The organism is Pseudescherichia sp. AS216, assembly GCF_037152055.1.
In the GTDB taxonomy this organism is placed as follows: Bacteria; Pseudomonadota; Gammaproteobacteria; order Enterobacterales; family Enterobacteriaceae; genus Pseudescherichia.
Genome location: NZ_JBBCMV010000002.1, coordinates 609,281 through 633,937 on the forward strand (window position 1 = coordinate 609,281; position 24,657 = coordinate 633,937).

Here is a 24,657-nt window from a genome sequence, read left to right on the forward strand (position 1 = left end):
ATTAAAAGACAGAGACGCGGAAACCGGGGTTGAGGAAGGATTCACGCGGCGTGTAGTCCAGCGTTTTTCCCTGCCAGTCATGGACGTGCGCCCCGGCAGCCACCGCTACCGCATGACCTGCGGCGGTATCCCAGACGCTGGTAGGCCCAAAGCGCGGATAGAGCTGCGCCTCACCCTCAGCCACCAGACAGAACTTGAGCGACGAGCCGATCGCCGTAGTCTGGTGTTCACCCATCTGCTCCAGATACTCCTTCAGCTCGGCATCATTCGCGGCATGCGAGCGGCTGATCACCACGCGCGGTGGGCGGGCTTCACGCGCCTGGATTGGATTACGGATGTTGTTCTCCTCTTTCCACGCCTTCCCTTCCGCCGCGCTGTACATCACTTTCAGCACCGGGGCATAGACGACGCCCAGCACTGGCTTACCCTCTTCGATCAGCGCGATATTAACGGTAAACTCACCGTTGCGCTTAATGAACTCTTTGGTGCCGTCCAGCGGATCCACCAGCCAGTAACGCTGCCAGTGCTGGCGAACGTCCCAGGCCGGAGGGTCCTCTTCGGAGAGCACCGGAATATCCGGTGTAAGTGCTTGCAAACCTTCGACTATCACCTTGTGAGCGGCAAGATCCGCCGCGGTCACCGGTGAATCGTCGGTTTTACGGTTCACGTCTATCGGGCTGTTCCCGTCGTAAACCTGCATGATAGCTTCCCCCGCTTCCCGCGCGAGCTGACAAATTGCGTCTAACATTTTCCACCTCTCTATGTCAGTGGTTTTAACTCGTTGTTTTACTTATACCCTATCACGACCAGAACTGCCATCTGTGACCACGCCTGCGGTTTTATTGCTCACTTTTATGGCAAGATTCACAAATCTGTAAGCAACCAGATGTAAATACATTTTCTTTTGTGGACTAGATCTAAAAGGACGCTCTGATGATTAAGTTTAGTGCAACGTTCCTGGCCATGCTGACGGCGGTCGGGGCCCAGGCCGCCACCGTGGATCTCCGCCTGCTGGAAACGACCGATCTGCATAGCAACATGATGGACTTTGACTACTACAAGGATACGCCAACGGAGAAGTTCGGCCTGGTACGCACCGCTACGCTGATTAATGCCGCCCGCCAGGAGGCCACAAACAGCGTGCTGGTAGATAACGGCGACGTGATTCAGGGCAGCCCGCTGGGGGATTATATGGCGGCAAAAGGGTTAAGCCCGAACGAGGTGCATCCCGTTTATAAAGCGATGAACAGCCTCGATTATGCGGTAGGTAACCTCGGCAACCATGAGTTTAACTACGGGCTGGATTACCTGCACCGTGCGCTGGCGGGAGCGAAATTTCCCTACGTGAACGCCAATATTATTGACGTAAAAACCCAGCAGCCGTTGTTTACCCCCTACCTGATTAAAGAGACCACGGTTAAGGATAAAGAGGGCAAAACGCAGACCCTGCGTATTGGCTATATCGGCTTTGTGCCGCCGCAGATCATGACCTGGGATAAGGCCAACCTCAGCGGCAAGGTGACGGTGAACGATATTACCGAAACCGCGCGCAAGTATGTTCCAGAGATGCGCAGCAAAGGGGCGGACGTAGTGGTAGTAATCGCTCACTCCGGGCTGTCGGCAGAGCCCTATAAGGCGCTGGCGGAGAACTCGGTTTACTATCTCAGTGAAGTACCCGGCGTTGACGCCATCCTCTTTGGCCACGCCCACGCGGTATTTCCCGGTAAAGATTTTGCCGCAATTAAAGGCGCAGATATCGCCAACGGCACCCTGAACGGCGTACCGGCGGTAATGCCAGGCATGTGGGGCGATCATCTTGGCGTGGTCGATTTGGTATTGAATAACGATAGCGGCACGTGGAAGGTAACCCACTCGCGCGCCGAGGCCCGCCCTATCTACGACGCGGCGGCGAAGAGGTCGCTGGCGGCAGAGGACAGCAAGCTGGTATCCGTTCTCAAAGCATCCCATGATGCCACCCGCGAGTTTGTCGGCAAGCCTATCGGGCAGTCCGCCGATAACATGTACAGCTATCTCTCCCTGGTGCAGGACGATCCCACCGTGCAGGTAGTCAACATGGCGCAGAAGGCCTACGTTGAGCACTATATTCAGGGCGATCCGGATCTGGCCTCGCTGCCGGTGCTCTCCGCTGCCGCGCCCTTTAAAGCTGGCGGCCGCAAAAACGACCCGGCCAGCTTTGTTGAGGTCGAGAAGGGCCAGCTGACCTTCCGTAATGCCGCCGATCTCTACCTCTACCCCAATACGCTGGTGGTGGTGAAGGCAAGCGGCAAAGAGGTAAAGGAGTGGCTGGAGTGCTCTGCCGGGCAGTTTAACCAGATCGATCCCCACAGCAGCAAACCGCAGTCGCTGATTAACTGGGATACCTTCCGGACCTATAACTTCGACGTGATTGATGGCGTTAATTACCAGGTCGACGTGACCCAGCCCGCGCGGTACGACGGTGAGTGCCAGAGCCTGAATCCACAGGCGGAGCGCATCAAAAAGCTAACCTTTAACGGCAAACCTATCGATCCCAACGCCACCTTCCTGATAGCGACCAATAACTATCGCGCCTACGGCGGCAAATTTGCCGGGACCGGCGACAGACATATTGCGTTTGCTTCGCCGGATGAGAACCGCGCCGTGCTGGCAGCCTGGATTAGCGCTGAGTCAGCCCGCACGAAAGCAATCCACCCGGCGGCAGACAACAACTGGCGTCTTGCTCCGATCCACAGCGACACGCCGCTGGATATTCGCTTTGAGACCTCCCCCTCCGCTAAAGCAGCAGCGTTTATCAAAGAGAAGGCCCAGTACCCGATGACTCAGGTCGGCAGCGACGACATTGGGTTCGCCATCTACAAAGTTAATCTAAACGCGAAGTAACCCGTAGGCCCGGCAAGCGTGAGCGCCGCCGGGCGTTTTCCTCCCCCTACGCCGCCCGCTCGTCACGCCTCGCCAGCACCTCCGGCAGGTTCAGCTCGATCCAGTCGGCGAGCGCGGCCACCTTCTCGCTCACCTCTTCACCCAGCGGCGTCAGGCTGTACTCAACGTGCGGCGGCACGACCGGATAAGCCACCCGGTTGATAAAGCCGTCCTGCTCCAGCCACTGCAGGGTTTGCGCCAGCATCTTCTCGCTGACGCCGCCCATCTTGCGGCGCAGATCGCTAAAGCGATGCGTACCGTCGCGCAGGGCCACCATCACCAGCACGCCCCAGCGGCTGGTCAGGTGTTTAAGCACATCCCGGGAGGGGCACTGCTCGGCGAACAGGTTTCCTTCGCGCAGTCGTTCACTCAGCGTCTGAGGTGTAGTCGCCATTTTCATACTTACCTTTTTGTACGTACTTACTAAAAGTTAGTTAGAGTGCTAGTGTGCCATAACTCACTACCCACAAGAAGGAAAATTCCATGATTGCAATTACCGGCGCAACTGGCCACCTGGGTCAGCTCACCCTTACCGAACTGCTGAAAACCGTTCCCGCCAGCCAGCTGGTGGCCATCGTGCGTAACCCAGCGAAAGCCGAAACCCTGGCTCAACAGGGCGTTATTGTGCGCCAGGCCGAGTATGGTGACCAGGCAGCGCTCACCGCCGCCCTGGAGGGCGTTGATAAGCTGCTGCTGATCTCTTCTAGCGAAGTGGGCCAGCGCGCGGTTCAGCACCGCAACGTTATCGATGCAGCGAAGGCGGCAGGCGTAAAATTCATTGCCTACACCAGTCTGCTGCATGCCGATCGATCTCCGCTGGGCCTGCACGTTGAGCACGTGGATACCGAGCAGTATCTGGCGGCCTCCGGCATTCCCTACGCCCTGCTGCGTAACGGCTGGTATAGCGAAAACTATCTGGCCAGCGCCCCGGCGGCGTTAGCGCACGGCGTATTCATCGGCTCCGCCGGCGAGGGCAAAATCGCCTCCGCCACCCGTGGTGACTATGCGGCAGCGGCGGCTAAAGTCATCAGTAGTGAAGGCCACGCGGGCAAGGTGTACGAGCTGGCGGGCGACGAGTCCTGGACTCTCAGCGAGCTGGCGGCCGAGCTCAGCAAGCAGAGCGGCAAACCGGTGGTTTATCAAAACCTGAGCGAAGCCGACTTTGCTGCTGCCCTGAAAGGCGCAGGCCTGCCGGAGGCGTTTGCTAACCTGCTGGCGGACTCTGACGCGGGTGCGGCAAAAGGCGGCCTGTTTGACAGCAGCCGCACGCTGAGCACGCTGATTGGCCGCCCTACCACGCCGATTCGCGACAGCATTCGTGCAATCGTCTGACGTTACAGCGTCGTTAATTTTTGTGGCATCCCGGCGGGTCATTCCTGATAATGAAGCGATGACCCGCGTGGAGAGAGCCAGTGCAAGGTGTACCGGAGCAGTTCAGCGATGAGAGAGACAGCGCCCGCTTTCGCCATCTGGCGCAGCTTCCTGGCGTGGAGCTTTATCATGCGCATATCTCCCGCTACGCCTTTGAACCTCATACTCACGAAGCCTTTGGCATCGGCACTATAGAGGCCGGCGCAGAGCGTTTTCGCTATCGCGGCGCACAGCATGTCGCCCCGGCTCGCTCGGTCGTCACCATGAACCCTGATGAACTTCACACCGGCGAGGCGGCAGCCGACGACGGCTGGCGATACCGAATGATCTACCTTGAGCCGGATCTGCTGGAGCAGGTGACCGGTATCCGCCACTGGTGGTTCGCCGACGCGACCCGCTACGATCCGCTCCGCTCCCGGCAAATCTGCACCCTAATCCACAGTCTTTGGCACAGCGACGATCCGCTGGCGCAGCAGGGGCTGCTGCTGGATCTGATCGATACCTTTCGCCCGCTGGCCCGCCATGCGCCCGTTCTGGCAGAGGGTGCCCACCGTTTTGAGCGCGTTCGCGACTACCTGCACGACAACTATATGCACTCCCTGACGCTAGACGAGCTGGCGCAGGTCGTCTCGTTGAGTCCATACCACTTTCAGCGCCAGTTTAAAGCTCACTTCCACGTCACGCCACACCAGATGCTGATGGCGATCCGCCTCTGGCGGGCGAAAGATTTTCTTACCCACGGCATGCCCGCTGCCGAGGTTGCGGCCGTTACCGGCCTGACCGATCAGTCGCACCTCACTCGCACCTTTACCCGCCGCTACGGCATCACCCCGGTGCGCTATCAGAAACAGGTGGCCCGGCGCTAATGCGCAATCTCGTACAATACGCCTGCATTGGGTCTCTCTACACTGCTTGCTGGTTCAAATGAGGTAGATGAGAAAAAATGATTAGCGGCGTGCTGTATGCCCTGCTTGCAGGCTTAATGTGGGGACTGATTTTTGTCGGGCCGTTGATTGTGCCAGAGTACCCGGCGCTGTTGCAGTCGATGGGGCGCTACCTGGCGCTGGGGCTGATCGCCGTGCCGCTGGCGTGGCTCGGGCGTAAACGCCTGCAAAAGCTAACCCGCCGGGACTGGCTCACCGCGCTGGCACTGACCCTGATGGGCAACCTGGTCTATTACGCCTGCCTGGCAAGCGCCATTCAACGTACCGGCGCGCCTGTCTCCACCATGATTATCGGCACGCTGCCGGTGGTGATCCCGGTTTTTGCCAACCTGCTCTACAGCCATCGCGATGGCAAGCTGGCCTGGTCGAAGATGGTGCCCGCGCTCGTGTGTATCGCTATTGGCCTGGCATGCGTGAACGTCGCCGAACTGCAGCACGGTGTGGCAAATATGGACGGATGGCGCTACGTCTCTGGTATTCTGCTTGCTGCTATCTCAGTGGTCTGCTGGGCGTGGTATGCGCTGCGCAACGCCCGCTGGCTGCGGGAGAATCCGGATAAAAACCCGATGATGTGGGCCACGGCGCAGGCGCTGGTGACCCTGCCCGTCTCGCTGATTGGCTACGTCGCGGTATGCGGCTGGTTAAAACTGGATCGGCCTGACTTTGCGCTGCCGTTTGGACCGCGCCCTTGGGTATTCATTGGATTAATGGTGGCGATCGCCGTGCTCTGCTCGTGGGTGGGTGCGCTGTGCTGGAATATCGCCAGCCAGAAGCTGCCGACGGTGATTTTAGGTCCGCTGATTGTCTTCGAAACATTAGCAGGACTGCTCTATACCTTCCTGCTGCGCCAAAGCCTGCCGCCCGTGCTGACCGCATCCGGTATTCTGCTGCTGGTCGTGGGTGTCACGCTGGCCGTAAGGGGAAAACCGGTTCAGTAGGCCGGGCAAACGCAGTGCCGCCCGGCACGTTATCAGAATATTAGCGGCTGCCTTCACGAGCGATCTTAAACACCGCTACTGCCTCGCTCAGGCGGGCAGACTGCTCCTCCAGCGCAGCGGCGGCGGCGGCAGACTCCTGCACCAGCGAGGCGTTCTGCTGGGTTACGCGGTCCATCTCTGCTACCGCCTGGCCGACCTGATCGATACCACGGCTCTGCTCATCAGAAGCAGAGGCAATTTCGCCCATGATGTCGGTCACACGGGTGACGGCGCTAACAATCTCTGCCATGGTCTCCCCGGCCTGATTCACCAGCGCAGAGCCTGCGTCAACGCGGTCGCCAGAGTCATCAATCAGGCCTTTAATCTCTTTCGCCGCCTGGGCGCTGCGTTGGGCAAGGGTACGTACCTCGCCGGCGACAACGGCAAAGCCCCGGCCCTGCTCACCGGCACGCGCCGCTTCTACCGCTGCGTTCAGCGCCAGGATGTTGGTCTGGAAAGCAATTCCGTCAATCACGTTGGTGATCTGGGCAATCTTATGGGAGCTGGTGGCGATCTCATCCATCGTCCGCACCACGCTCTCTACGACGCTACCGCCTCTCTTCGCGGTAGAGGAGGCATCCAGCGCCAGACGGGAGGCCTGACGAGCGTTGTCGGCATTCTGCTTCACGGTCGCCGTCAGCTGCTCCATGCTGGCCGCCGTCTCTTCCAGAGAGGCCGCCTGCTGTTCGGTACGGGAAGAGAGATCGTTGCTGCCGGTGGAGATCTCGCTCGCCCCGGTATAGATCACGTCAGCCCCGCCACGCACCACGCCAACCGTGTTCGCCAGCGCCGTCTGCATCTCCTTCACGTTATGAGCCAGCAGCGCCATTTCGTTTTTACCTTCGGCAGCAATCGGCCGGGTCAGATCGCCTGCGGCGATAGCGCGGATGTGACCGAGCACCTCATCCAGCGGCTGGAGCAGCACACGGCGCATCGCAATCCAGCTGGTAATAATCACGGCGATCACCACCAGCATGATGGCTGAGAGGATCCACAGAATACGTTTGTAGTCGCTCTCGTTATCTTTCACGCCTTTGCTGGCCAGATCTGCCTGCGCCTGACGCCATTCACGGTATACCGCCTGCATCGCTTTCTGTTTCTGCTCGGCGTTCTGTTTGAACATTCCAGCCAGATCGCCCTGCGCCAGCAGGGTATTCATCTGGGTCAGGGTCGTAGAGTAGTTGCGATACTGCTCTTCCAGACGGTCAGCCATGCGCTCATCCATTCCCGGGGTTTCCGGTAGCGCATAGTATTTGTCGTAATGGTCCTTCGCCTCTGCCAGCAGGTTTTTCGCGATGGTGACCAGCTCGCTGAGCTGCCCGCCGTTAATCTGGCTTGCCTCGCTGCTTTGCAGACGCAGCATGCCCCGGTTGAGGGTCACGCGGGCCTGGTTCAGGCTAATCCATGCGTCGGTAAACTCGGCCACGTTCTGGCTGGAGAGCTGAGAAACATTGAAATTATCTTTATCGTTATTGAGCGCGGTAATGAACACGCTGGCTGAGATCAGCTGCATGACGCCTAGCGCCAGCAGGACTGAAATCAACAGGGTAATGACTTTCATACGTTTAAACATATATTGCCTTTTAGGATGCAGGATATTGTCTGGCCTGTATCTATCGGCAGTCGTGGCCGCTTCTTGAACAAAATTGTGAAGTACATCTCATTTTTACCCCTGCCGCTAAAGGGTTATAGCGCCTTTCTAAAGATGTATTTAAAATACATCTTATTATTTACACATCGAGGTAACTGCTATGGCCTTTCGCGATCAATCTTTAGGTGAGCTGGCGCTCTCTATCCCTCGGGCCTCGGCCCTGTTCCGTCAGTACGATATGGACTACTGCTGCGGCGGTAAGCAGACGCTGGCCCGTGCAGCCCAGCGTAAAGCGCTAAACGTTGAAGAAATCGAGGCCGCGCTGACGAAGCTGGCCGAGCAGCCGGTGGACAAAGAGTGGCGCGTGGCCCCGCTGGCCGAGATTATCGATCATATCATCGTCCGCTATCACGACAGGCACCGCGAGCAGCTGCCGGAGCTGATCCTTCAGGCCACTAAGGTTGAGCGCGTACACGCCGATAAACCGAACGTGCCGCGCGGGCTGGCCAAATACCTGACCATGCTGCATGAGGAGCTCACTAACCACATGATGAAAGAGGAGCGGATCCTCTTTCCGATGATCAAACAGGGTCAGGGCAGCCATGCGGCGGGACCAGTTAGCGTAATGGAGAGCGAGCATGATGAGGCGGGCGAGCTGCTGGAGGTGATCAAGCACACCACTCATAACGTAACGCCGCCGCCGGAGGCCTGCACAACGTGGAGGGCGATGTATAACGGGATTAACGAGCTGATTGACGATCTGATGGAGCACATCAGCCTGGAGAATAACGTGCTCTTCCCGCGTGCGCTAGCGGGGGAGTAAACCTTGTATTGCCCGGCGGCGCTACGCCTGCCGGGCCTACAGACTCTCTTACTTGCGGAAACTCTCTACGCGCTTCTTGCCGACTAGCAGCCAGAACGCCCCCAGCACCACAAACCACAGCGGCGTAACGATCAGCGCCTGACGGGTATCCTCTTCCAGGGTCAGCAGCACCAGTACAAAGGCGAAGAACGCCATGCATACCCAGCACATGACCTTGCCCAGCGGCATCTTGTAGATGGACTTCGCGTGCAGCTCTGGACGGCGCTTACGGTAGACCAGATACGAGCAGAGAATAATGGTCCAGACGAACATAAACAGGATCGCCGACACGGTGGTGATCATGGTGAACGCTTCAATCACGCTCGGATTAACGTAGAGGATCACCACGCCGCCCAGCAGGCAGATGCAGGAGAAGGTCAGGCCGGTTGCCGGTACGGCGCGCTTCGACAGCTTGCCGAAGCTCTTTGGTGCCACGCCATCCTGGGCCAGGCCAAACAGCATCCGGCTGGTGGAGAAGACGCCGCTGTTCGCCGAAGAGGCCGCCGAGGTCAGCACCACAAAGTTGATGATGCTCGCCGCCGCTGGCAGACCCACCAGCACAAACAGCTCCACAAACGGGCTTTTGTTCGGTACTACGGAGCTCCACGGCGTCACGGACATGATCACAATCAGCGCGAAGACGTAGAACATAATGATACGGATAGGGATAGAGTTAATCGCGCGCGGCAGTGACTTCTCTGGATCCTTCGTTTCCGCCGCCGTGGTGCCCACCAGCTCGATACCGACAAAGGCAAAGACCGCAATCTGGAAGCCAGCAAAGAAGCCGCTCAGCCCTTTCGGGAACCAGCCGCCGTCATCCCACAGGTGGGTAAAAGAGGCCTCAACGCCGGTTGGTGACTGGAAGTTCATCATGACCATTACCACGCCGACGATAATCAGCGACACGATAGCGACGATCTTAATCATCGCAAACCAGAACTCCATCTCGCCGAACAGCTTCACCGTCGCCAGGTTAAGGCTCAGCAGCAGCCCAATCACCGCCAGCGAGGCTACCCAGTCCGACAGGCCAGGGAACCAGAACTGGGCGTAGGCGGTGATGGCCACTACGTCCGCCATACCGGTCACTACCCAGCAGAACCAGTAGGTCCAGCCGGTAAAGTAGCCCGCCCACGGGCCAAGCAGATCGGCGGCAAAGTCGCTGAACGACTTGTACTCAAGGTTCGACAGCAGCAGCTCGCCCATGGCGCGCATCACGAAAAAGAGCATAAAGCCGATGATCATATACACAAATATGATCGACGGGCCGGCAAGACTGATTGTTTTACCCGATCCCATGAACAGCCCGGTACCGATGGCACCCCCAATGGCAATAAGCTGAATATGACGGTTAGTGAGATGACGCCGTAGCGACTGCTCGGCCGGGGCCTGCTCGTCGGTAGCGACTTTGATTTGATCTACCATGTGTTTATTTCCTGTACCTGTCTGTGTTGTTGAGGCTCTTCTGGCCTTTCATTACTGACGCGCAGGGCGCCTGAATGTGGACTCATCGATATTAGGTAAGAATCGGAGGGATGAATACTGCGATTTAAAAGCAATGTTACACTTATGTTAAAAATGAGTGTGATATCACAACCCTAACTTGATTTGGCTCACAAAAATACACGCAAAAAAAGCATTTGCAAGATTAAGTATCGACATTTGTGTAAAGCGTGGAGGATATGCGGAGGTATTGCTTCCTCCCCCCGTTTGGGGAGAGGAATCGTTTAGCGGCGTTACAGGATTTCCAGCAGCTCGACTTCAAACACCAGGGTGCTGAACGGCGGGATCGATGCGCCCGCGCCACGTTCGCCGTAGGCCAAGTTCTGCGGAATGGTCAGCTCCCACTTAGAGCCTACCGGCATCAGGGTCAGCGCTTCGATCCAGCCTGGGATCACGCCGTTAACCGGAAACTCAGCCGGCTCGCCACGGGCGACGGAGCTGTCAAAGACTGAACCGTCCGTCAGCTTACCGGTGTAGTGCACGCGCACGCGGTCAGTACGCGCCGGGATAGCGCCCTCGCCCTGCTTGATCACGCGGAACTGCAGGCCAGATTCGGTGCTGTTCACGCCTTCACGCTCGCGGTTCTCGTCCAGATACTTCACGCCCTCTTCAGCCATCGCGGCAAAACGCTCGCGACGCACCGCATCGGCACGCTCGTGAATTTCACGCAGCGCACGATGAACAACATCCACCGGCACAGCAGGCTGTTTACCTGCCAGCGCGTCGGCAATACCGGCAACCAGCGCTTCCGGCAGCAGGCCCTGGAGGCCAGACTCGCTCAGCTGCTGGCCTACCTGCAGGCCGATACCGTAACTTGCCTGTGCTTCGATAGTGTCAAACGTCGGGGTTGTCATGGGTTTTCCTTTCATCGTATTAAAAGTAGCGGGCAGCATAGCAGCCACGCCGCACCGGGTAAAACTTTGTCGCAGGGAGGGTGACAAATCGCAGCGAAAAAGAAACAATAGAGAGGGGTAAGATTATTCCCGATCCCAGGTCACGAAAGAGCGCTTTACTACGCGAGTCAGGCAGTTAGCAATCTATACTCAGTGATACAGGAAAATAACGACGCGGAGCAGGAGGAAAGCCATGCCCGGGCGATTTGCACTGAAACCGACTCTGGCGAAAATCTGGTACGCGCCGGATAACTTTCGCATTATGGATCCGCTGCCCCCTGCGCACCGTCGCGGCATCATCATTGCGGCGCTGCTTGTAGTCATCGGCCTTTTGCTGCCTTCCGGGGACAGCGGCGATGATGCGCCCGTCAGGCGCGACGCGCAGCTGGATATCGCCCCTTCCCAGCCGTCCACCAACGCCCAGCCGCAGCTAGCGCCTACGGTGAGCGATCCCCAGCTGGTTGCACCGGTGGCCCCGGAGCCGATCCAGGAGCAGGAGCAGCCGGAAGAGACGCAGCCGCAGCCGACACAGAACAGTGTCGTGCAGCCTTTCCAGGAGTCAGGGGGTATCGATCAGCAGTGGCGGACCTATCGCATCGCATCGGGTCAAACCCTGGCCCAGCTGTTCCGCGATCATAACCTGCCAGCAACGGATGTTTACGCGATGGCACAGGTCGAGGGCAACGGCAAGCCGCTCAGCACGCTGCAAACCGGTCAGGTGGTGAAGATCCGCCAGAACGCCAGCGGTGTGGTTACCGGCCTGACGATTGAAACCGGCGATGGCGACGTGCTGTTTACCCGCCAGGCCAACGGCAGCTTTATCCGCGCCCGCTAATATTATGCCCAGTAGCACGGATGCTTAATGGGGCGATCTCTGTTGTAGGCCGGATAAGCGAAGCGCCATCCGGCGTTTTCCCGATTCATGCTTTGGGTTTATTAACCCACCAGATCCCCGAGCAGACCAGCACCAGCGCAATGGCGTATTTCATCTCCAGGATATTCTCCCCAAGGAAGATCGCCGACAGCACCGTGCCCGCCACCGGGACGACAAAGTTAAACGGCGCAATCATGCTGACGCGGTTGTACTTCAGCAGAACGCTCCACAGGGCAAAGGCGATGGATGAGAGCAGCGTCAGATAGCCGAGGAGCACCGCCGCCTTCATGCTATGCACCGCCAGCGTGCCGCCGGTAAGATAGCCCCCCAGCACCAATACCCCACCGCCAAACGCCAGCTGCCAGCCGGTCATTACCGTTGGATCGACGGTTTGCGAGATGCGTTTACCATACAGCATCGAGGCCGACAGTATAAACGCCGCCAGTACCACAAAACCGTCCCCCATCATGCTAAAGCTGAAATCCAGCAGCGAAGGGTTGACGTTCACCAGCATCACCCCGGCAAAGCCCAGCACGCAGCCGATGCTCTTGTTGTAGCTGAGCCTGTCATTTTTATAGATAAGGTGGGCCAGCAGCACGCTGAAGAAGGTGCCCGTGGCGTTCATGATTGAGCCTTTCACCCCGGTGGTAAACGCGAGGCCGATATAGAAGAAGATGTACTGAATCGAGGTTTGCGTTAGACCGAGAATAGCGATCTGCCCATACTGGCGCTGGCTGAGCCGGGCGATGGGTTTGCGCTGCGCCATGGCAAACAGCAGCAGCAGAACACCGGCAAACAGAAAGCGATAGCCAGCAAAGACGATCTTCGAGGGGATATCGTCGGTGGCGATAGCAAAGAGTTCATAGCCGCTCTTAATGGCGGGATAGGAGCTGCCCCAGAGCAGACAGCAGAGCGTAGCCCCGGCGTAGGCGACGTTTCTACGGGCGAAAACCGGTACTGAAGAGACTGTTTCCATTTCCTCACCAAAATTAAAATCGTGTTTTGATTTATTATCAGTGAAGGGGTGAGGAATTGATACCCAGCACCGTTGGGAGTGTCGGCGGGGTCGCAAAAAGCAAAACGCCTGCACGAGGCAGGCGTTTCGGTGTTATCTCAAACGAGAGTCGCAGATTACTCAGCAACCACGTTGATGATAACTTTAGCAAACACTTCGCTGTGAACCTGGAAGTCCACTTCGTGCTCACCGGTAGTACGCAGAACGCCGTTCGGCAGGCGAACTTCGCTCTTAGCTACGTCAACGCCAGCTGCAGTTACAGCATCAGCGATGTCGCGAGTACCGATGGAACCGAACAGTTTACCTTCGTCGCCTGCTTTAGACGCGATGGTAACGGTGCCCAGTGCGTTGATTTTCTCAGCGCGAGCTTCAGCAGCGGTCAGAACGTCAGCCAGTTTAGCTTCCAGTTCAGCACGGCGTGCTTCGAAGAATTCAACGTTTTTCTTGGTAGCAGGAACAGCTTTGCCCTGTGGTACCAGGAAGTTACGAGCGTAGCCCGCTTTAACGTTAACCTGGTCACCCAGGCTACCGAGGTTTGCTACTTTATCAAGCAGAATAACTTGCATTACCTTATCCTCTCAAAGTCGTATTAATGGACCGTGCCCGATTACTGATGACGATCAGTGTACGGCAGCAGGGACAGGTAGCGAGCGCGTTTGATAGCGCGAGCCAGCTGACGCTGGTATTTTGCACGGGTACCGGTGATACGGCTTGGGACAATCTTACCGCTTTCGGTGATGTAGTTTTTCAGCGTTGCGATATCTTTATAGTCGATCTCTTGAACGCCTTCCGCGGTGAAACGGCAGAACTTGCGACGACGGAAATAACGTGCCATTTGGCTAGTCTCCAGAATCTATCAATTCAATCTGCTCGGCATGCAGAACCAGTTTGCTCAGGCCATTCTTTGCCTTATGGCAGCTAATGAACCCCTGCACGGTAACTGCGCTACCGACCGTTATACTGTGAGTAATGGCCTGGTTCTCTTGCCCGCTGATTATTACAGGCATTTGACACCACGCCTGCCGGTGAAAACCGGCTTCCTCCTGCACAGAGCGGTGCTCAAGCACGAACTGGCAGTGAGGTATTCCTGATGGGCTGACCTTGCGAAGGGGCATCCTGCACACGGTGCCGGACAACACCAGACGGTTGGTCATCAGAAATTACTCTTCAGAATCCCCAGCATCTTCAGCATCTGCGGTTTCGTTAGCGAAATCATCGCGACGCTCACGGCGCTCGTCTTTCGCTTTAACCATCGGAGATGCTTCAGTAACAGCGTTTTTGGTACGCATAACCATGCTGCGGATAACGGCATCGTTGAAGCGGAAGTTAGTTTCCAGCTCATCGATCGCTTCCTGCGGCGCTTCAACGTTCAGCAGAACGTAGTGTGCTTTGTGCAGTTTGTTGATCGGATAAGCCAGCTGACGGCGGCCCCAGTCTTCCAGACGGTGGATCGTGCCTTCTGCTGCAGTAATAGCACCAGTGTAACGCTCGATCATGCCCGGAACCTGTTCGCTCTGGTCAGGATGGACCATAAAAACGATTTCGTAATGACGCATCGAATTGCTCCTTACGGATTATTCAGCCTCCTGTCAGGGTCAGCCGCGGCCCATGGAAGCAAGGAACGTGTTTGAAAGGCGGCTGAAAAATTGACGCGTAATCATACTTGCGAAGCCTGACGAACTCAAGGTGATTGCACAAATAATTCGCACAAAGCGTAAAGCGCCCTTTTCTGGCGAGGCTAAGCTTGGTCAATCAGCATTGCGGTGAATTTTTGCACAACTTTTTTGCGCAACTACAACAGAAACGATCGCGGTGAGTTTGCCCGCCAGGACATACACTTTATATAAGCCCGAACGCGAGTGAGGAACGTCTCCTCTACGATCGCGCATCAGAGAGTTGTTGATGGGTGAGTTGGGGTGCAATATGATGAAAAGAATCACTATTTTGTTACTGACCGCGTTGCTGCTGAGTACCAGCGCAACGGCGGGCATCTATGTCGATCCGCATCCGGAACGTAATATGGATGACGTGATGAGCTTAGGCGTAGTATATATAAACCACAATCACGCCGCTGACGGCGAAGCCGACCAGCCCCCAACGCAACAGAGCGAGGCACACGCTGCAAAGGACTAAAACCGAATACCGCTCCTCGACGCTGAGTCGTATTCCGCAAGGCGTCTGGGTTCTCGGCGGCGTTAGCCTGCTTATGGATGTCTCATCAGAGATGATCCACAGCCTGCTGCCGCTGTTTATGGCCACCACCCTCGGTGCCAGCGTGATTATTATCGGCATCATTGAGGGGCTAGCCGAAGCCACCGCCCTGATTATTAAAGTCTTTTCTGGCGTGCTCAGCGACTACCTTGGTAAACGCAAAGGGCTGGCCATGCTCGGCTACGGCCTTGGCGCATTAAGCAAGCCACTCTTCGCCCTCGCAGGCTCATCGGGCATGATTCTTACTGCGCGGATGATCGACCGCGTCGGCAAAGGCATTCGCGGTGCGCCGCGGGATGCGCTGGTGGCCGACGTTACACCGCCGGAGATCCGCGGCGCGGCTTACGGACTACGTCAGTCGCTGGATACCGTGGGCGCCTTTCTCGGGCCGCTGCTGGCGGTGGCGCTGATGTTTCTCTGGCACAACGATTTTCAGGCTATCTTCTGGGTGGCGGTTATTCCGGGCGTCATGTCCATCGCCCTGCTCTGGTTTGGCCTGAGCGAGCCAAAGACCCCCGTTGCCCATAAGCGTACTAACCCGCTGCGCCGGGAGAGCCTAAAACAGCTTAGTCCCGCCTACTGGTGGGTCGTGGGCTTAGGAGCCATCTTTACCCTTGCACGCTTTAGCGAGGCGTTTCTTGTTCTGCGCGCCAATCAGATGGAGATTCCGCTTTTCGCTATCCCACTGGTCATGGTCGCCATGAATCTGGTCTACAGCGTGACGGCCTATCCGTTTGGCAAGCTCTCAGACCGCATGAGCCATAGCGGCCTGTTACAAGCCGGGCTGCTGGTACTGATTGCCGCTGACATCACCCTGGCACTCAGCCAGCACTGGAGTACGCTGCTGATCGGCGTTGGCCTGTGGGGGATCCATATGGGTATGACCCAGGGCCTGCTGGCTGCCATGATCGCCCACACCGCCCCGTCGGCGCTGCGCGGGACCGCCTTTGGCATGTTTAATCTCATTAGCGGCATCGCGATGCTGCTGGCCAGCACCGGCGCGGGCATTCTGTGGGAGACACTGGGCGCTGCCTCCACCTTCTACGCGGGGGCCATCATCTGCGTGATTACGCTGCTGGGTATGCGGCTCACTCCTGCGGCATACCAGCAGCATTAAGCACGTTTACTTCTGCCCACTACTTTTGCCCATAGTAGGCGTGTGCGCCATGCTTACGCATAAAGTGTTTATCCATCAGATAGCCATCGATGGGCTTCAGACCAGGGTTGATGCTGCGTGCGATCCACGCCATCCGCGCCACCTCCTCCATCACTACCGCGTTGTGCACCGCATCGTGCGCATCTTTGCCCCAGGCAAAGGGACCGTGCTGATACACCACCACGCCTGGGGTATGCAGCGGCTCGCCCTCCTTCAGCGTTTCGATAATCACCCTGCCTGTGTTCAGCTCATACTCACCCTGCACCTCCTGCTCGGTTAACGCCCGCGTGCAGGGGATATCTCCCAGGAAGTAGTCTGCATGGGTAGTGCCCAGCGCCGGGATCGCCAGCCCGGCCTGCGCCCAGGCGGTGGCGTGCGTGGAGTGGGTATGCACCACCCCGCCGAGGGAGGGATAGCGGCGATAGAGCGCCAGATGGGTAGCGGTATCGGAAGAGGGTCGCAATGTGCCCTCCACAACGTCGCCTTGCAGATCCACTATTACGATATCGTCAGCCTTCAGCGCGTCATAGGACACGCCGCTGGGCTTGATGGCCACCAGCCCACGCGCTCTGTCGATGGCGCTGACGTTACCCCAGGTAAAGGTCACCAGGCCGTAGCGCGGGAGATCCAGATTGGCGGCTAAAACCTGCTGTTTAAGCTGCTGCATGGCCATCCTCCAGCAGTCCGGCGCGCGCCATACGCTCGCATACCCATGCCCGCGCCGCGGCCACCTCCTGAAGCGGATCGGCCGCCGTCTCGCTCCACATCTCGATCAAATAAGGCCCGCAATAGCCGCTCTCTTTCAGCGTGCGGAAGCAGCGTTCAAAATCCACCACGCCGCTGCCGAAAGGAACGTTTTTAAAGACGCCGGGTTGCGTATCCTTCACGTGCACCGCCACGATATGCCCGCTGCCCGCCCGCAGCTCCATCTGCACGTCGTTGTCCCATGCCGAGAGGTTGCCGATATCCGGATAGAGCTGGAACCAAGGGTTGTTCAGGTAGTGGGTATAGCCAAGCGCTTTGCTGATAGAGTTCATCAGGGGGTAGTCCATGATCTCCATCGCCAGCGTGACCTGCGCACGGCTGGCCATCTCGACGCTCTCCTTCAAACCATCGCGAAAACGGCGGCGCGTCTCGTCGTTGGCCTGCTGATAGTAGACGTCATAGCCCGCCAGCTGGATCACGCGGATACCGACGTCCTGCGCCAGCTGAATGGCGCGACGCATAATCTCCAGCCCTTGGGTGCGCACCGCGTCATCTTCACTGCCCAGCGGAAAGCGGCGATGGGCGCTCAGGCACATGGAGGGAACCCGCACCCCGGTGTCGGCAACCGCTTTTACCAGCGCCAGACGCTGCTCCTGGCTCCAGCTCAGCCGAGCCAGCCGGGCGTCGGTTTCGTCGATCGACATTTCAACAAAGTCGAAGCCCAGCGTTTTCGCCAGAGTAAGACGTTCGTACCAGCACTCCCCAGCAGGGAGCGCTTTTTCATAGATGCCAAGCGGCACAGTTTTCGACAGCATAGCCGCTCCTTAACCCCACAGCTGGACGATTGAGCGTTTAAACTGCCGCGCGGCCTGCACTGGATCGGCAGCGTCGCGGATGCTGCGCCCGGCGATAAACACGTGGATGGGAATGCCCTTAAACAGCGGCAGATCTTCCAGCGCCAGACCGCCGGTGACGGTGACCTTAAAGCCCATGTCCGCCAGGCGTTTGATCGCGCTGATATCCGCCTCGCCCCAGGCAACGCCCGCCGCCTGCGCATCGCGGCTGCGGTGGTAGACTACCTGCTGAATGCCCGCGTCCCGCCAGGCCTGCGCCTGCTCCCACGTCCAGAAGCCGGTCAGCTCGATCTGCACATCGCCGTTAAACTCGTGGGCGACGTCGAGCGCGCCTTTGGCGGTGTTGATATCCGCACAGCAGATCACCGTGACCCAGTCGGCGTTGGCCTCAAAGCACATACGCGAGAGGATCTTCCCGGCATCGGCAATTTTAGCGTCGGCCAGCACAATTTTATGTGGATAGAGCGCCTTAAGATCGCGCACTGCACGTACCCCTTCCCCTATGCAGAGGATGGTACCCACTTCAATGATGTCTACCTCTTCGGCAATCAGCCGTGTAGTGGCATAAGCATCGGCGAGGGTCTGGTTATCCAGCGCGACCTGTAACATCGGTAATGGCATCGTCGTCTTCCTTTTAAACTGCCGCCGCAGTGGCGTTATCAATTAAATCAAGAACCTCCTGCTCGGTACGGCAGGCACGTAAGCGATCAAAATTGGCTTCATCGTCAAATAAATTAACGATCTGCATGATGCCGACCTCCTGATGGGTATTGGCATCGACGGCCGCCATCGTGATCAGGATATCGACCGGGTCGTTATCGTCGTGGTTAAACGCCAGCGGCTTCTTCAGGGTCACCAGGGCAAAACCGGTTTTTTTGACGCCCTCCTCCGGGCGGCCATGGGGCATGGCCAGCCCTGGGGCGATCACAAAATAGGGACCAAACTGCTCGACGCCATCGAGAATGGCCTGGTAATAGCGCGGCTCCACCACGTCGGCAGCCACCAGCAGGTCGACACCTATTTTTACGGCGTCTTGCCAGGTTTCAGCTTCTGCCTGCAAACGAATAGAGTGGTTCTGTGCCAGCGAATCACGTAGTTTCATGAGGTGTCCTTACTTCACATCCTGCGGGAAGTGCTCTTTGATCACCTCCAGCAGCTTCGGGCCGAAATCAGCAGGCGACAGCATGTTGCGTACGCCAACCACATACTTATTGCCGGAAACGGAAATTTCACCGGCGATATGGGTAGAGGCAATGATGATGTCCGCGCCGTTCAGTTCACTTTTATATTCCCCTACTGCGCAGCTGTTCACCGTGTGATCAATATTTGCCTCGGTTAAAAACTGATCCACTTTCATTTTCATGATCATGGAGCTGCCTTGCCCATTACCACATACAGCCAGAATACGTACGGTCATAACCAAAACTCCTTATAAAGCAGACTGTTTTGTCAGTTGTTTTTCTGCATCTTCTTCAGCACGCAGCGAGCGTCCTGCGAAGAACATATAGGCCAGCGCAATAAGCAAAATGACGGCCATAAAAGCGATACCGATTGAGAAGAAGCCCTGCATCATTGGCGGTGCCAGAATTGACCAATCCGCCATGCCCATCCAGGCGCTCATACCTGTAAGCTTCACCGCCCACACGCAGCCGAAGATTTCAATCATCCCCATAACCAGGCAGATTTTTAGCGCCGCGCGCCAGCCGCCAAAGTGGTTGGCAAAGACGCCAATGGTGGCGTTTGAGAAGAACATCGGAATAAAGCCTGGAATGATCAGGATGGACGAGCCGCAGCCCACCAGGATGCCAACCGCGATCAGCTGGCCGAGGGTGCCCCATATAAAGCCCCACACCACCGCGTTCGGCGCGAAGCTATAGATTGCCGCACAGTCAATCGCCAGCACGGCGCCAGGGATCAACCGCTGGGAGATACCGTTAAACGCCTCAGAGAGCTCGGCGACAAACATGCGCACGCCCTGAGTGATGATGAAGATGGCAACTGCGAAGGAGAAACCGGTTTGCAGGATATAGATAGTCCAGTGGGTTTTACCCGCCATCGCCTGAACCACGTCGGTGCCGAAGGAGAGCAGAATGGCGCCAAAGAAAATCGTCATCACAATGGCCGTTGAGACGATGTTGTCATGGAAGATATTCAGCCAGCCCGGCAGCTTAAGATCCTCAACGCTCTCCTCTTTTTTGCCCAAATAGGGGGCAACTTTATAGGCAATCCAGGAGGCGAACTGCTGCTGATGACCGATGGAGAAGCCACAGCCGTCGGTGACCTCCTGGGTCGGCTTGTACATCATGTTCGAGGTGATCCCCCAGTAGAGGGAGACCAGCACGGCGGTAGAGATAATGGTGGTCCACATCGGATAGCCGAAGATATAGAAGGAGACCGCGATCAGCCCCGCCTGCTGAAACATGATGTGGCCAGTCAGCATAATGGTGCGGATACCGGTTATGCGCCGGAACAGGACGTAAATAATATTTAGCGCCAGCGCCAACAGCACCGCATAACCCACCCAGCTGTAGGCATCTCCCATGCGGTCGATAGTGGCCATCATAGAGGCGTAGGTATCAGAGATGGCACCGTTAATGCCGTAGACCTCTGACATTTTGGCTACGACCGGTTTAAAGGTGCTGGTAAGGATCCCGGATCCGGCCTGTAGAAGCATAAAACCGACGATCGTTTTGATCGTGCCCTTGATAATAACGCTCACGCTTTTACGCAACAGCATATAGCCCAGGCAGGTGACAATGCCCAGCAGCAGCGGGGCGTTGGTCATGACCTGGTTAAAGAACACGGTAAAGAGGGTGTAGAGGGTCTCCATAACGCTCTCCAGAGAGTGAATGTAGCGGATCTTGCGACCCATCACAGAGTGTGCCACTACTCTACCCATCAGAAATAATCACAAAAAGATTGAATATGATTATTTGTGATACGCCACGCAATTTATTTCCCTACATTACATACGACAATAAATGTATGTATATAATAATCATTAAAATCAGTTACTTAATTAACAAATTGCATATTTAAAGCAGGATTGGCGTCGGAACGTCTTATCTTGACGCTTTTTTTAAGCCACATTTTTCCGTTGCGCTGTTGATAAAACGGTGACAACATAAATCAAAAGTAATCATAAAATGCTTTATATTGACTACCTGTAAGGAGTAGCGCGATGAGTAAAGTGGAGACCATTACCCGTGAATCCTGGATCCTGAGTACCTTTCCAGAGTGGGGTAGCTGGCTAAATGAAGAGATTGAGCAGGAGCGCGTCGCTCCTGGCACCTTTGCTATGTGGTGGCTGGGCTGCACCGGGATCTGGCTTAAATCAGAGGGCAGCACTAACGTCTGTGTCGATCTCTGGTGTGGTACGGGTAAGCAGAGCCACGGCAACCCGCTGATGAAAAAGGGCCATCAGATGCAGCGCATGGCTGGCGTGAAAAAGCTTCAGCCAAACCTGCGCACCACGCCGTTTGTGCTCGATCCTTTTGCTATCCGTGAGATCGACGCCGTACTGGCCACACACGATCACAACGATCATATCGACGTTAACGTCGCCGCCGCCGTGATGCAGAACTGCGCCAGCGACGTACCCTTTATCGGGCCGCAAACCTGCGTCGATCTGTGGGTCGGCTGGGGCGTGCCCCGGGAGCGCTGCATCGTCGTGAAACCCGGTGACGTGGTGAAGGTGAAGGATATTGAGATCCACGCCCTGGATGCCTTCGACCGTACGGCGCTGATCACCCTACCGGTGGATCAAAAAGCCGCAGGCGTGTTGCCGGACGGCATGGATCTGCGCGCCGTAAACTATCTGTTCAAGACCCCGGGCGGCTCCCTGTACCACAGCGGCGACTCCCACTACTCCAACTACTATGCGAAGCATGGCAACGAGCATCAGATAGACGTTGCGCTGGGATCCTACGGCGAGAACCCGCGCGGCATTACCGATAAGATGACCAGCGCCGATATCCTGCGCATGGCGGAAGCGCTGAACAGCAAAGTGGTTATTCCGTTCCATCACGATATCTGGTCAAACTTCCAGGCCGATCCGCAGGAGATCCGTGTCCTGTGGGAGATGAAAAAAGATCGCCTGAAGTATGGCTTTAAGCCCTTTATCTGGCAGCCGGGCGGCAAGTTCACCTGGCCGCTGGACAAGGATAACTTTGAGTTCCACTTCCCACGCGGGTTTGACGACTGCTTTACCTGCGAGCCTGACCTGCCGTTTAAATCCTTCCTGTAAAGCGCAGAGCGTGCCGGCTAAGCCCGGCACTTTTTCGCTGTAGGCTTAGTAATTCACGACTATTTCAAATAATATCGTAAAAAATCATGTTTAATCGGCATAGCTCATGACGGAAGCGCAACGACACCAAATTTTACTTGAACAGCTGGCGCAGACCGGGTTTGTGACCGTAGAGCAGGTCATTGACCGGCTTGGCGTCTCTCCCGCTACGGCGCGTCGCGACATTAATAAACTTGATGAGAGCGGCAGGCTAAAAAAGGTCCGCAACGGCGCAGAAGCCATCATTAGCCAGCAGCGACCGCGCTGGTCGCCAATGAACATCCATCAGGCGCAGCATCTTGATGAGAAAATGCGTATCGCTAAAGCGGCGGCGATGCTGGTCAGCGCGGGCGAAAGCGTGGTGATCAACTGCGGTTCAACGGCCTTTTTACTGGGCCGTGAAATGTGCGGCAGGCCGATCCAGATCATCACTAACTACCTGCCGCTGGCGAACTACCTGATCGATCAGGAGCACGAGAGCGTGGTGATCATGGGCGGGCAGTACAACAAGAGCCAGTCCATTACCCTGAGCCCGCAGGGCAGCGAAAACAGCCTCTATGCCGGGCACTGGATGTTTACCAGCGGCATCGGTCTGACCGCCGACGGCCTCTATAAAACCGATATGCTGACGGCGATGGCCGAACAGAAGATGCTTAACGTTGTGGGCAAGCTGGTGGTGCTGGTGGACAGCAGCAAGGTCGGCGAGCGCGCCGGAATGCTCTTTAGCCGCGCTAATCAGATCGCTATCGTGATCACCGGCAAGCAGGCCAGCCCGGAGATTGTTAAGCAGCTTGAAGCGCAGGGCGTTAAGGTGATGCGCGTTTAGAAAAGCAACTATTTCAGTATGTTGTAGCGATAAAGCAGCTTGCTAAAATCCTGCTTCATACTGATAAAGAGCAGTATCTCAATACGCGTGCCGTCAAAATCGTAGAGCACGCGATATTCACCTTCAACATCAAGCCGTTCACGTAACATGAGTCCACGATCTGAAAGATAGACGTTAAAGCGATACCTTTTAGGATCCTGGATAATGCACGCAACTGAGTCCAGCAGCAGGTTATCAACGAAGCGGGCAGCCTGCTGCGCACCAATAGTTCCACTTTTGTATGACTCAATGTCTGCCAGGCACTGTAGCGCCAACGGCGCGACGGCGACTGAATACGGTTTTGCCACGTAACTTCTCCCTGTTAACGTCTTGCAGCACGCAGCCTCTCTAACACCTCTTCAGGCGTCATACCGTTGCCTTCCGCGATCTCTTTTTTCGCTTGCATGCTCAGTTTAAAGAGGGCATTTATATTTTTCTCTTGCTCGATTTCCCTGAGTTCGGCCTCGCGCTCGGCGACGGTTTGTATGAAGAGTTCTGCTACACCATTTTTCGTTACGTAGACCCCGCCCTCAAAGGTAGTAGCATTCCCAAGGCTATCTCTGGCAATTTTCTGGGACATGGTTTGTGACATAGGCTGCTTCCACTTAATAAAAATAACGCCAAAGGCGTAGCGCGTTGTCATAGTATAAGCTCTGCGTGGTAAAATTTTGTACTTATTTATCCACCAAGATCAAAGATACATTTTGAAAAAACTTACCGCCGCCTCCAGCGCCGCTGGGGTGATGCGATGGCGAACCCCCGCCTCCCAGCGGCAGGTAAGATGCCGATCCAGGCCTGCATCCTGTAGCGCCCGATGCAGGCGGTACGATTCAGCCGCCGGGACGACGTCATCGTCTTCACCGTGCCACAGCAGCAGCGGACGGGAAGCAAGCTGTGCCAAACGATCCGCCACGTCCCAGTCGGCCAGCGGGGCGACAATCTCGCTAAGCTCCGCGGCCGTCTCTGCGCGCGGGGGGAACAGCGTTTGGGAAAGTGAGGTAAAGTAGCCGGATCCCATCAGGCTGGCGACGCACACCAGCTCTGGGTGATGCGACATCAGGCCAAGCGCCGTCATGCCACCCATTGACGCGCCGCCCACCGCCAGACGCTCCTCTGCAACCCAGCCTTCATGCGCCAGCGCATCCCGCAGCGCCGGAAACTCATCAAAGTTGCTCTGTAGGATCTGCCAGAACTGACCCAGCCGCGCCTGCTCGTCACCGTTAAAACGTGCTCCGTGATCGCGCGCATCGGGCATCACGACCCGAAAACCTGCCTGCGCCAGCGCAACGGCGAAGTAGCTGTAAACCAGCTTTGATGAGCCAAAGCCGTGATAAAACACCACCGTAGGCAGGGGAACGGTGAGTTTTCCGGTGGGTGCGGCGTGCAGGATCTCAATGCCTGCCAGCTGGCGCGTTTCAAGTTCAATCATGGCGATCTCCTGATAAAGCCCTTGGTATGCCACGTCCCCCTGCTCTACGCAAGCCGCTGCCGCTGCGCGTACAAGAAAACAGTGAGAAGTACATTACGCTTTCGCATTATTTACAGCGGAAAATAGCGTGAGAGCTAACAAAATGGGAACATTCTCCATAAGGTTATTAAAGGAAGCACTACACTATCGCTAACGGGACAGGGCTA

At 56.7% G+C, this 24,657-nt stretch carries 29 protein-coding genes; 10 read left to right on the forward strand and 19 right to left on the reverse strand.

Translation table 11 applies throughout. The features are described 5' to 3' along the window. Window position 1: 1 nt before the first annotated feature. Entirely contained in the window at window positions 2-748 is a 747-nt protein-coding gene (cysQ, locus tag WFN61_RS08420; RefSeq protein ID WP_144816514.1) for a 3'(2'),5'-bisphosphate nucleotidase CysQ, read from the reverse strand. Between the two features lie 185 nt (window positions 749-933). Between cysQ and WFN61_RS08425 the strand changes: the two genes are divergently transcribed. Further along, complete coding sequence (locus WFN61_RS08425) at window positions 934-2,880, forward strand: bifunctional 2',3'-cyclic-nucleotide 2'-phosphodiesterase/3'-nucleotidase (protein WP_337038525.1); 1,947 nt, start codon at window positions 934-936, stop codon at window positions 2,878-2,880. 46 nt (window positions 2,881-2,926) lie between these two features. Here the strand turns inward: WFN61_RS08425 and WFN61_RS08430 are convergent, their stop codons facing one another. Then, complete coding sequence (locus tag WFN61_RS08430) at window positions 2,927-3,313, reverse strand: winged helix-turn-helix transcriptional regulator (protein ID WP_144816519.1); 387 nt, start codon at window positions 3,311-3,313, stop codon at window positions 2,927-2,929. Between the two features lie 89 nt (window positions 3,314-3,402). On the opposite strand from WFN61_RS08430, the gene WFN61_RS08435 reads away from it, so the two are divergent. The 3 genes from WFN61_RS08435 (at window position 3,403) to WFN61_RS08445 (ending at window position 6,172) form a co-directional block, all read left to right on the forward strand. Beyond that, complete coding sequence (locus WFN61_RS08435; protein WP_257758579.1) at window positions 3,403-4,251, forward strand: SDR family oxidoreductase; 849 nt, start codon at window positions 3,403-3,405, stop codon at window positions 4,249-4,251. A gap of 80 nt (window positions 4,252-4,331) precedes the next feature. Then, window positions 4,332-5,156 (forward strand): AraC family transcriptional regulator, encoded by an 825-nt coding sequence (locus WFN61_RS08440; RefSeq protein WP_312235187.1) that lies wholly within the window; start codon window positions 4,332-4,334, stop codon window positions 5,154-5,156. A gap of 77 nt (window positions 5,157-5,233) precedes the next feature. Beyond that, window positions 5,234-6,172: a DMT family transporter gene (locus tag WFN61_RS08445; protein ID WP_257758581.1), complete on the forward strand. Its 939-nt coding sequence runs from the start codon at window positions 5,234-5,236 to the stop codon at window positions 6,170-6,172. A 40-nt stretch (window positions 6,173-6,212) separates the two neighbouring features. On the opposite strand, the gene WFN61_RS08450 is transcribed toward WFN61_RS08445, so the two are convergent. After that, window positions 6,213-7,784: a methyl-accepting chemotaxis protein gene (locus WFN61_RS08450; RefSeq protein WP_144816527.1), complete on the reverse strand. Its 1,572-nt coding sequence runs from the start codon at window positions 7,782-7,784 to the stop codon at window positions 6,213-6,215. Window positions 7,785-7,962: 178 nt separating this feature from the next. Here WFN61_RS08450 and ytfE point away from each other — a divergent pair, with 178 nt between their 5' ends. After that, window positions 7,963-8,625: an iron-sulfur cluster repair protein YtfE gene (ytfE, locus tag WFN61_RS08455; RefSeq protein WP_337038529.1), complete on the forward strand. Its 663-nt coding sequence runs from the start codon at window positions 7,963-7,965 to the stop codon at window positions 8,623-8,625. A gap of 48 nt (window positions 8,626-8,673) precedes the next feature. Here ytfE and cycA read toward each other — a convergent pair whose 3' ends face one another. Further along, window positions 8,674-10,086, reverse strand: a complete 1,413-nt coding sequence (gene cycA / locus WFN61_RS08460) for a D-serine/D-alanine/glycine transporter (protein WP_312177870.1) — start codon at window positions 10,084-10,086, stop codon at window positions 8,674-8,676. A 311-nt stretch (window positions 10,087-10,397) separates the two neighbouring features. Beyond that, a complete protein-coding gene (gene fklB, locus WFN61_RS08465; protein ID WP_042388474.1) occupies window positions 10,398-11,018 on the reverse strand; it encodes an FKBP-type peptidyl-prolyl cis-trans isomerase in 621 nt (206 codons plus the stop codon). Between the two features lie 232 nt (window positions 11,019-11,250). On the opposite strand from fklB, the gene WFN61_RS08470 reads away from it, so the two are divergent. Then, complete coding sequence (locus WFN61_RS08470) at window positions 11,251-11,892, forward strand: LysM-like peptidoglycan-binding domain-containing protein (RefSeq protein ID WP_144816533.1); 642 nt, start codon at window positions 11,251-11,253, stop codon at window positions 11,890-11,892. 85 nt (window positions 11,893-11,977) lie between these two features. On the opposite strand, the gene WFN61_RS08475 is transcribed toward WFN61_RS08470, so the two are convergent. From WFN61_RS08475 to rpsF, 5 genes are all read right to left on the reverse strand, one after another. Beyond that, window positions 11,978-12,907 carry a DMT family transporter gene (locus WFN61_RS08475; RefSeq protein ID WP_257758583.1) on the reverse strand — a complete coding sequence of 310 codons (930 nt, stop codon included), beginning with the start codon at window positions 12,905-12,907 and terminating at the stop codon, window positions 11,978-11,980. Window positions 12,908-13,062: 155 nt separating this feature from the next. Continuing rightward, entirely contained in the window at window positions 13,063-13,512 is a 450-nt protein-coding gene (gene rplI, locus WFN61_RS08480) for a 50S ribosomal protein L9 (RefSeq protein WP_042388480.1), read from the reverse strand. A gap of 41 nt (window positions 13,513-13,553) precedes the next feature. Then, on the reverse strand, window positions 13,554-13,781 hold the full coding sequence (gene rpsR / locus WFN61_RS08485; RefSeq protein WP_000135199.1) for a 30S ribosomal protein S18: 228 nt from the start codon (window positions 13,779-13,781) through the stop codon (window positions 13,554-13,556). A gap of 4 nt (window positions 13,782-13,785) precedes the next feature. Then, window positions 13,786-14,100, reverse strand: a complete 315-nt coding sequence (priB, locus tag WFN61_RS08490; RefSeq protein WP_042388482.1) for a primosomal replication protein N — start codon at window positions 14,098-14,100, stop codon at window positions 13,786-13,788. Window positions 14,101-14,106: 6 nt separating this feature from the next. Beyond that, window positions 14,107-14,502 (reverse strand): 30S ribosomal protein S6, encoded by a 396-nt coding sequence (rpsF, locus tag WFN61_RS08495; protein WP_042388484.1) that lies wholly within the window; start codon window positions 14,500-14,502, stop codon window positions 14,107-14,109. Between the two features lie 367 nt (window positions 14,503-14,869). Between rpsF and WFN61_RS08500 the strand changes: the two genes are divergently transcribed. Then, on the forward strand, window positions 14,870-15,079 hold the full coding sequence (locus WFN61_RS08500; protein ID WP_257758584.1) for a hypothetical protein: 210 nt from the start codon (window positions 14,870-14,872) through the stop codon (window positions 15,077-15,079). 73 nt (window positions 15,080-15,152) lie between these two features. Beyond that, a complete protein-coding gene (locus tag WFN61_RS08505; RefSeq protein WP_257758585.1) occupies window positions 15,153-16,274 on the forward strand; it encodes an MFS transporter in 1,122 nt (373 codons plus the stop codon). Between the two features lie 19 nt (window positions 16,275-16,293). Here the strand turns inward: WFN61_RS08505 and WFN61_RS08510 are convergent, their stop codons facing one another. Genes WFN61_RS08510 through ulaA form a run of 6 tightly spaced genes read right to left on the reverse strand, consistent with a single transcriptional unit; the run spans window position 16,294 to window position 20,702 of the window. Continuing rightward, complete coding sequence (locus tag WFN61_RS08510; protein ID WP_257758586.1) at window positions 16,294-16,980, reverse strand: L-ribulose-5-phosphate 4-epimerase; 687 nt, start codon at window positions 16,978-16,980, stop codon at window positions 16,294-16,296. Then, complete coding sequence (locus WFN61_RS08515) at window positions 16,967-17,833, reverse strand: L-ribulose-5-phosphate 3-epimerase (protein WP_144816541.1); 867 nt, start codon at window positions 17,831-17,833, stop codon at window positions 16,967-16,969. The genes WFN61_RS08510 and WFN61_RS08515 overlap by 14 nt, the downstream gene beginning before the upstream one ends. A gap of 9 nt (window positions 17,834-17,842) precedes the next feature. Continuing rightward, on the reverse strand, window positions 17,843-18,493 hold the full coding sequence (locus WFN61_RS08520) for a 3-keto-L-gulonate-6-phosphate decarboxylase UlaD (protein WP_337038534.1): 651 nt from the start codon (window positions 18,491-18,493) through the stop codon (window positions 17,843-17,845). A gap of 13 nt (window positions 18,494-18,506) precedes the next feature. After that, window positions 18,507-18,974, reverse strand: a complete 468-nt coding sequence (gene ulaC / locus WFN61_RS08525; RefSeq protein ID WP_312177859.1) for a PTS ascorbate transporter subunit IIA — start codon at window positions 18,972-18,974, stop codon at window positions 18,507-18,509. 9 nt (window positions 18,975-18,983) lie between these two features. After that, on the reverse strand, window positions 18,984-19,289 hold the full coding sequence (gene ulaB, locus WFN61_RS08530) for a PTS ascorbate transporter subunit IIB (protein ID WP_144816547.1): 306 nt from the start codon (window positions 19,287-19,289) through the stop codon (window positions 18,984-18,986). Window positions 19,290-19,301: 12 nt separating this feature from the next. Further along, window positions 19,302-20,702, reverse strand: coding sequence for a PTS ascorbate transporter subunit IIC (ulaA, locus tag WFN61_RS08535; RefSeq protein ID WP_257758655.1), 1,401 nt, complete (start codon window positions 20,700-20,702; stop codon window positions 19,302-19,304). A 351-nt stretch (window positions 20,703-21,053) separates the two neighbouring features. Here ulaA and ulaG point away from each other — a divergent pair, with 351 nt between their 5' ends. Next, complete coding sequence (gene ulaG, locus WFN61_RS08540) at window positions 21,054-22,118, forward strand: L-ascorbate 6-phosphate lactonase (protein WP_144816549.1); 1,065 nt, start codon at window positions 21,054-21,056, stop codon at window positions 22,116-22,118. 106 nt (window positions 22,119-22,224) lie between these two features. Beyond that, window positions 22,225-22,983: an HTH-type transcriptional regulator UlaR gene (gene ulaR, locus WFN61_RS08545; RefSeq protein ID WP_312177853.1), complete on the forward strand. Its 759-nt coding sequence runs from the start codon at window positions 22,225-22,227 to the stop codon at window positions 22,981-22,983. Window positions 22,984-22,991: 8 nt separating this feature from the next. Here the strand turns inward: ulaR and WFN61_RS08550 are convergent, their stop codons facing one another. From WFN61_RS08550 to yjfP, 3 genes are all read right to left on the reverse strand, one after another. After that, on the reverse strand, window positions 22,992-23,330 hold the full coding sequence (locus tag WFN61_RS08550; protein WP_312235183.1) for a type II toxin-antitoxin system RelE/ParE family toxin: 339 nt from the start codon (window positions 23,328-23,330) through the stop codon (window positions 22,992-22,994). Between the two features lie 14 nt (window positions 23,331-23,344). Next, the gene (locus tag WFN61_RS08555) at window positions 23,345-23,614 is read right to left on the reverse strand and encodes a hypothetical protein (protein ID WP_312177885.1); all 270 of its coding nucleotides are present in this window, start codon (window positions 23,612-23,614) and stop codon (window positions 23,345-23,347) included. Between the two features lie 99 nt (window positions 23,615-23,713). Beyond that, entirely contained in the window at window positions 23,714-24,451 is a 738-nt protein-coding gene (gene yjfP / locus WFN61_RS08560) for an esterase (protein ID WP_144816555.1), read from the reverse strand. Window positions 24,452-24,657: the final 206 nt, after the last annotated feature.

Bases quoted from the DNA above. Each gene is read 5' to 3' on its own strand.
- ulaC (WP_312177859.1), bottom strand. From the start codon at position 18,974: ATGAAACTACGTGATTCGCTGGCACAGAACCACTCTATTCGTTTGCAG.
- ulaR (WP_312177853.1), top strand. From the start codon at position 22,225: ATGACGGAAGCGCAACGACACCAAATTTTACTTGAACAGCTGGCGCAG.
- fklB (WP_042388474.1), bottom strand. From the start codon at position 11,018: ATGACAACCCCGACGTTTGACACTATCGAAGCACAGGCAAGTTACGGT.
- WFN61_RS08520 (WP_337038534.1), bottom strand. From the start codon at position 18,493: ATGCCATTACCGATGTTACAGGTCGCGCTGGATAACCAGACCCTCGCC.
- cycA (WP_312177870.1), bottom strand. From the start codon at position 10,086: ATGGTAGATCAAATCAAAGTCGCTACCGACGAGCAGGCCCCGGCCGAG.
- WFN61_RS08470 (WP_144816533.1), top strand. From the start codon at position 11,251: ATGCCCGGGCGATTTGCACTGAAACCGACTCTGGCGAAAATCTGGTAC.
- rpsF (WP_042388484.1), bottom strand. From the start codon at position 14,502: ATGCGTCATTACGAAATCGTTTTTATGGTCCATCCTGACCAGAGCGAA.
- WFN61_RS08430 (WP_144816519.1), bottom strand. From the start codon at position 3,313: ATGGCGACTACACCTCAGACGCTGAGTGAACGACTGCGCGAAGGAAAC.
- WFN61_RS08445 (WP_257758581.1), top strand. From the start codon at position 5,234: ATGATTAGCGGCGTGCTGTATGCCCTGCTTGCAGGCTTAATGTGGGGA.
- yjfP (WP_144816555.1), bottom strand. From the start codon at position 24,451: ATGATTGAACTTGAAACGCGCCAGCTGGCAGGCATTGAGATCCTGCAC.
- ulaB (WP_144816547.1), bottom strand. From the start codon at position 19,289: ATGACCGTACGTATTCTGGCTGTATGTGGTAATGGGCAAGGCAGCTCC.
- WFN61_RS08510 (WP_257758586.1), bottom strand. From the start codon at position 16,980: ATGCAGCAGCTTAAACAGCAGGTTTTAGCCGCCAATCTGGATCTCCCG.
- WFN61_RS08505 (WP_257758585.1), top strand. From the start codon at position 15,153: ATGGATGTCTCATCAGAGATGATCCACAGCCTGCTGCCGCTGTTTATG.
- rplI (WP_042388480.1), bottom strand. From the start codon at position 13,512: ATGCAAGTTATTCTGCTTGATAAAGTAGCAAACCTCGGTAGCCTGGGT.
- WFN61_RS08500 (WP_257758584.1), top strand. From the start codon at position 14,870: ATGATGAAAAGAATCACTATTTTGTTACTGACCGCGTTGCTGCTGAGT.
- ulaA (WP_257758655.1), bottom strand. From the start codon at position 20,702: ATGGAGACCCTCTACACCCTCTTTACCGTGTTCTTTAACCAGGTCATG.
- WFN61_RS08435 (WP_257758579.1), top strand. From the start codon at position 3,403: ATGATTGCAATTACCGGCGCAACTGGCCACCTGGGTCAGCTCACCCTT.
- ytfE (WP_337038529.1), top strand. From the start codon at position 7,963: ATGGCCTTTCGCGATCAATCTTTAGGTGAGCTGGCGCTCTCTATCCCT.
- WFN61_RS08450 (WP_144816527.1), bottom strand. From the start codon at position 7,784: ATGTTTAAACGTATGAAAGTCATTACCCTGTTGATTTCAGTCCTGCTG.
- rpsR (WP_000135199.1), bottom strand. From the start codon at position 13,781: ATGGCACGTTATTTCCGTCGTCGCAAGTTCTGCCGTTTCACCGCGGAA.
- priB (WP_042388482.1), bottom strand. From the start codon at position 14,100: ATGACCAACCGTCTGGTGTTGTCCGGCACCGTGTGCAGGATGCCCCTT.
- cysQ (WP_144816514.1), bottom strand. From the start codon at position 748: ATGTTAGACGCAATTTGTCAGCTCGCGCGGGAAGCGGGGGAAGCTATC.
- WFN61_RS08515 (WP_144816541.1), bottom strand. From the start codon at position 17,833: ATGCTGTCGAAAACTGTGCCGCTTGGCATCTATGAAAAAGCGCTCCCT.
- WFN61_RS08475 (WP_257758583.1), bottom strand. From the start codon at position 12,907: ATGGAAACAGTCTCTTCAGTACCGGTTTTCGCCCGTAGAAACGTCGCC.
- WFN61_RS08425 (WP_337038525.1), top strand. From the start codon at position 934: ATGATTAAGTTTAGTGCAACGTTCCTGGCCATGCTGACGGCGGTCGGG.
- ulaG (WP_144816549.1), top strand. From the start codon at position 21,054: ATGAGTAAAGTGGAGACCATTACCCGTGAATCCTGGATCCTGAGTACC.
- WFN61_RS08555 (WP_312177885.1), bottom strand. From the start codon at position 23,614: ATGTCACAAACCATGTCCCAGAAAATTGCCAGAGATAGCCTTGGGAAT.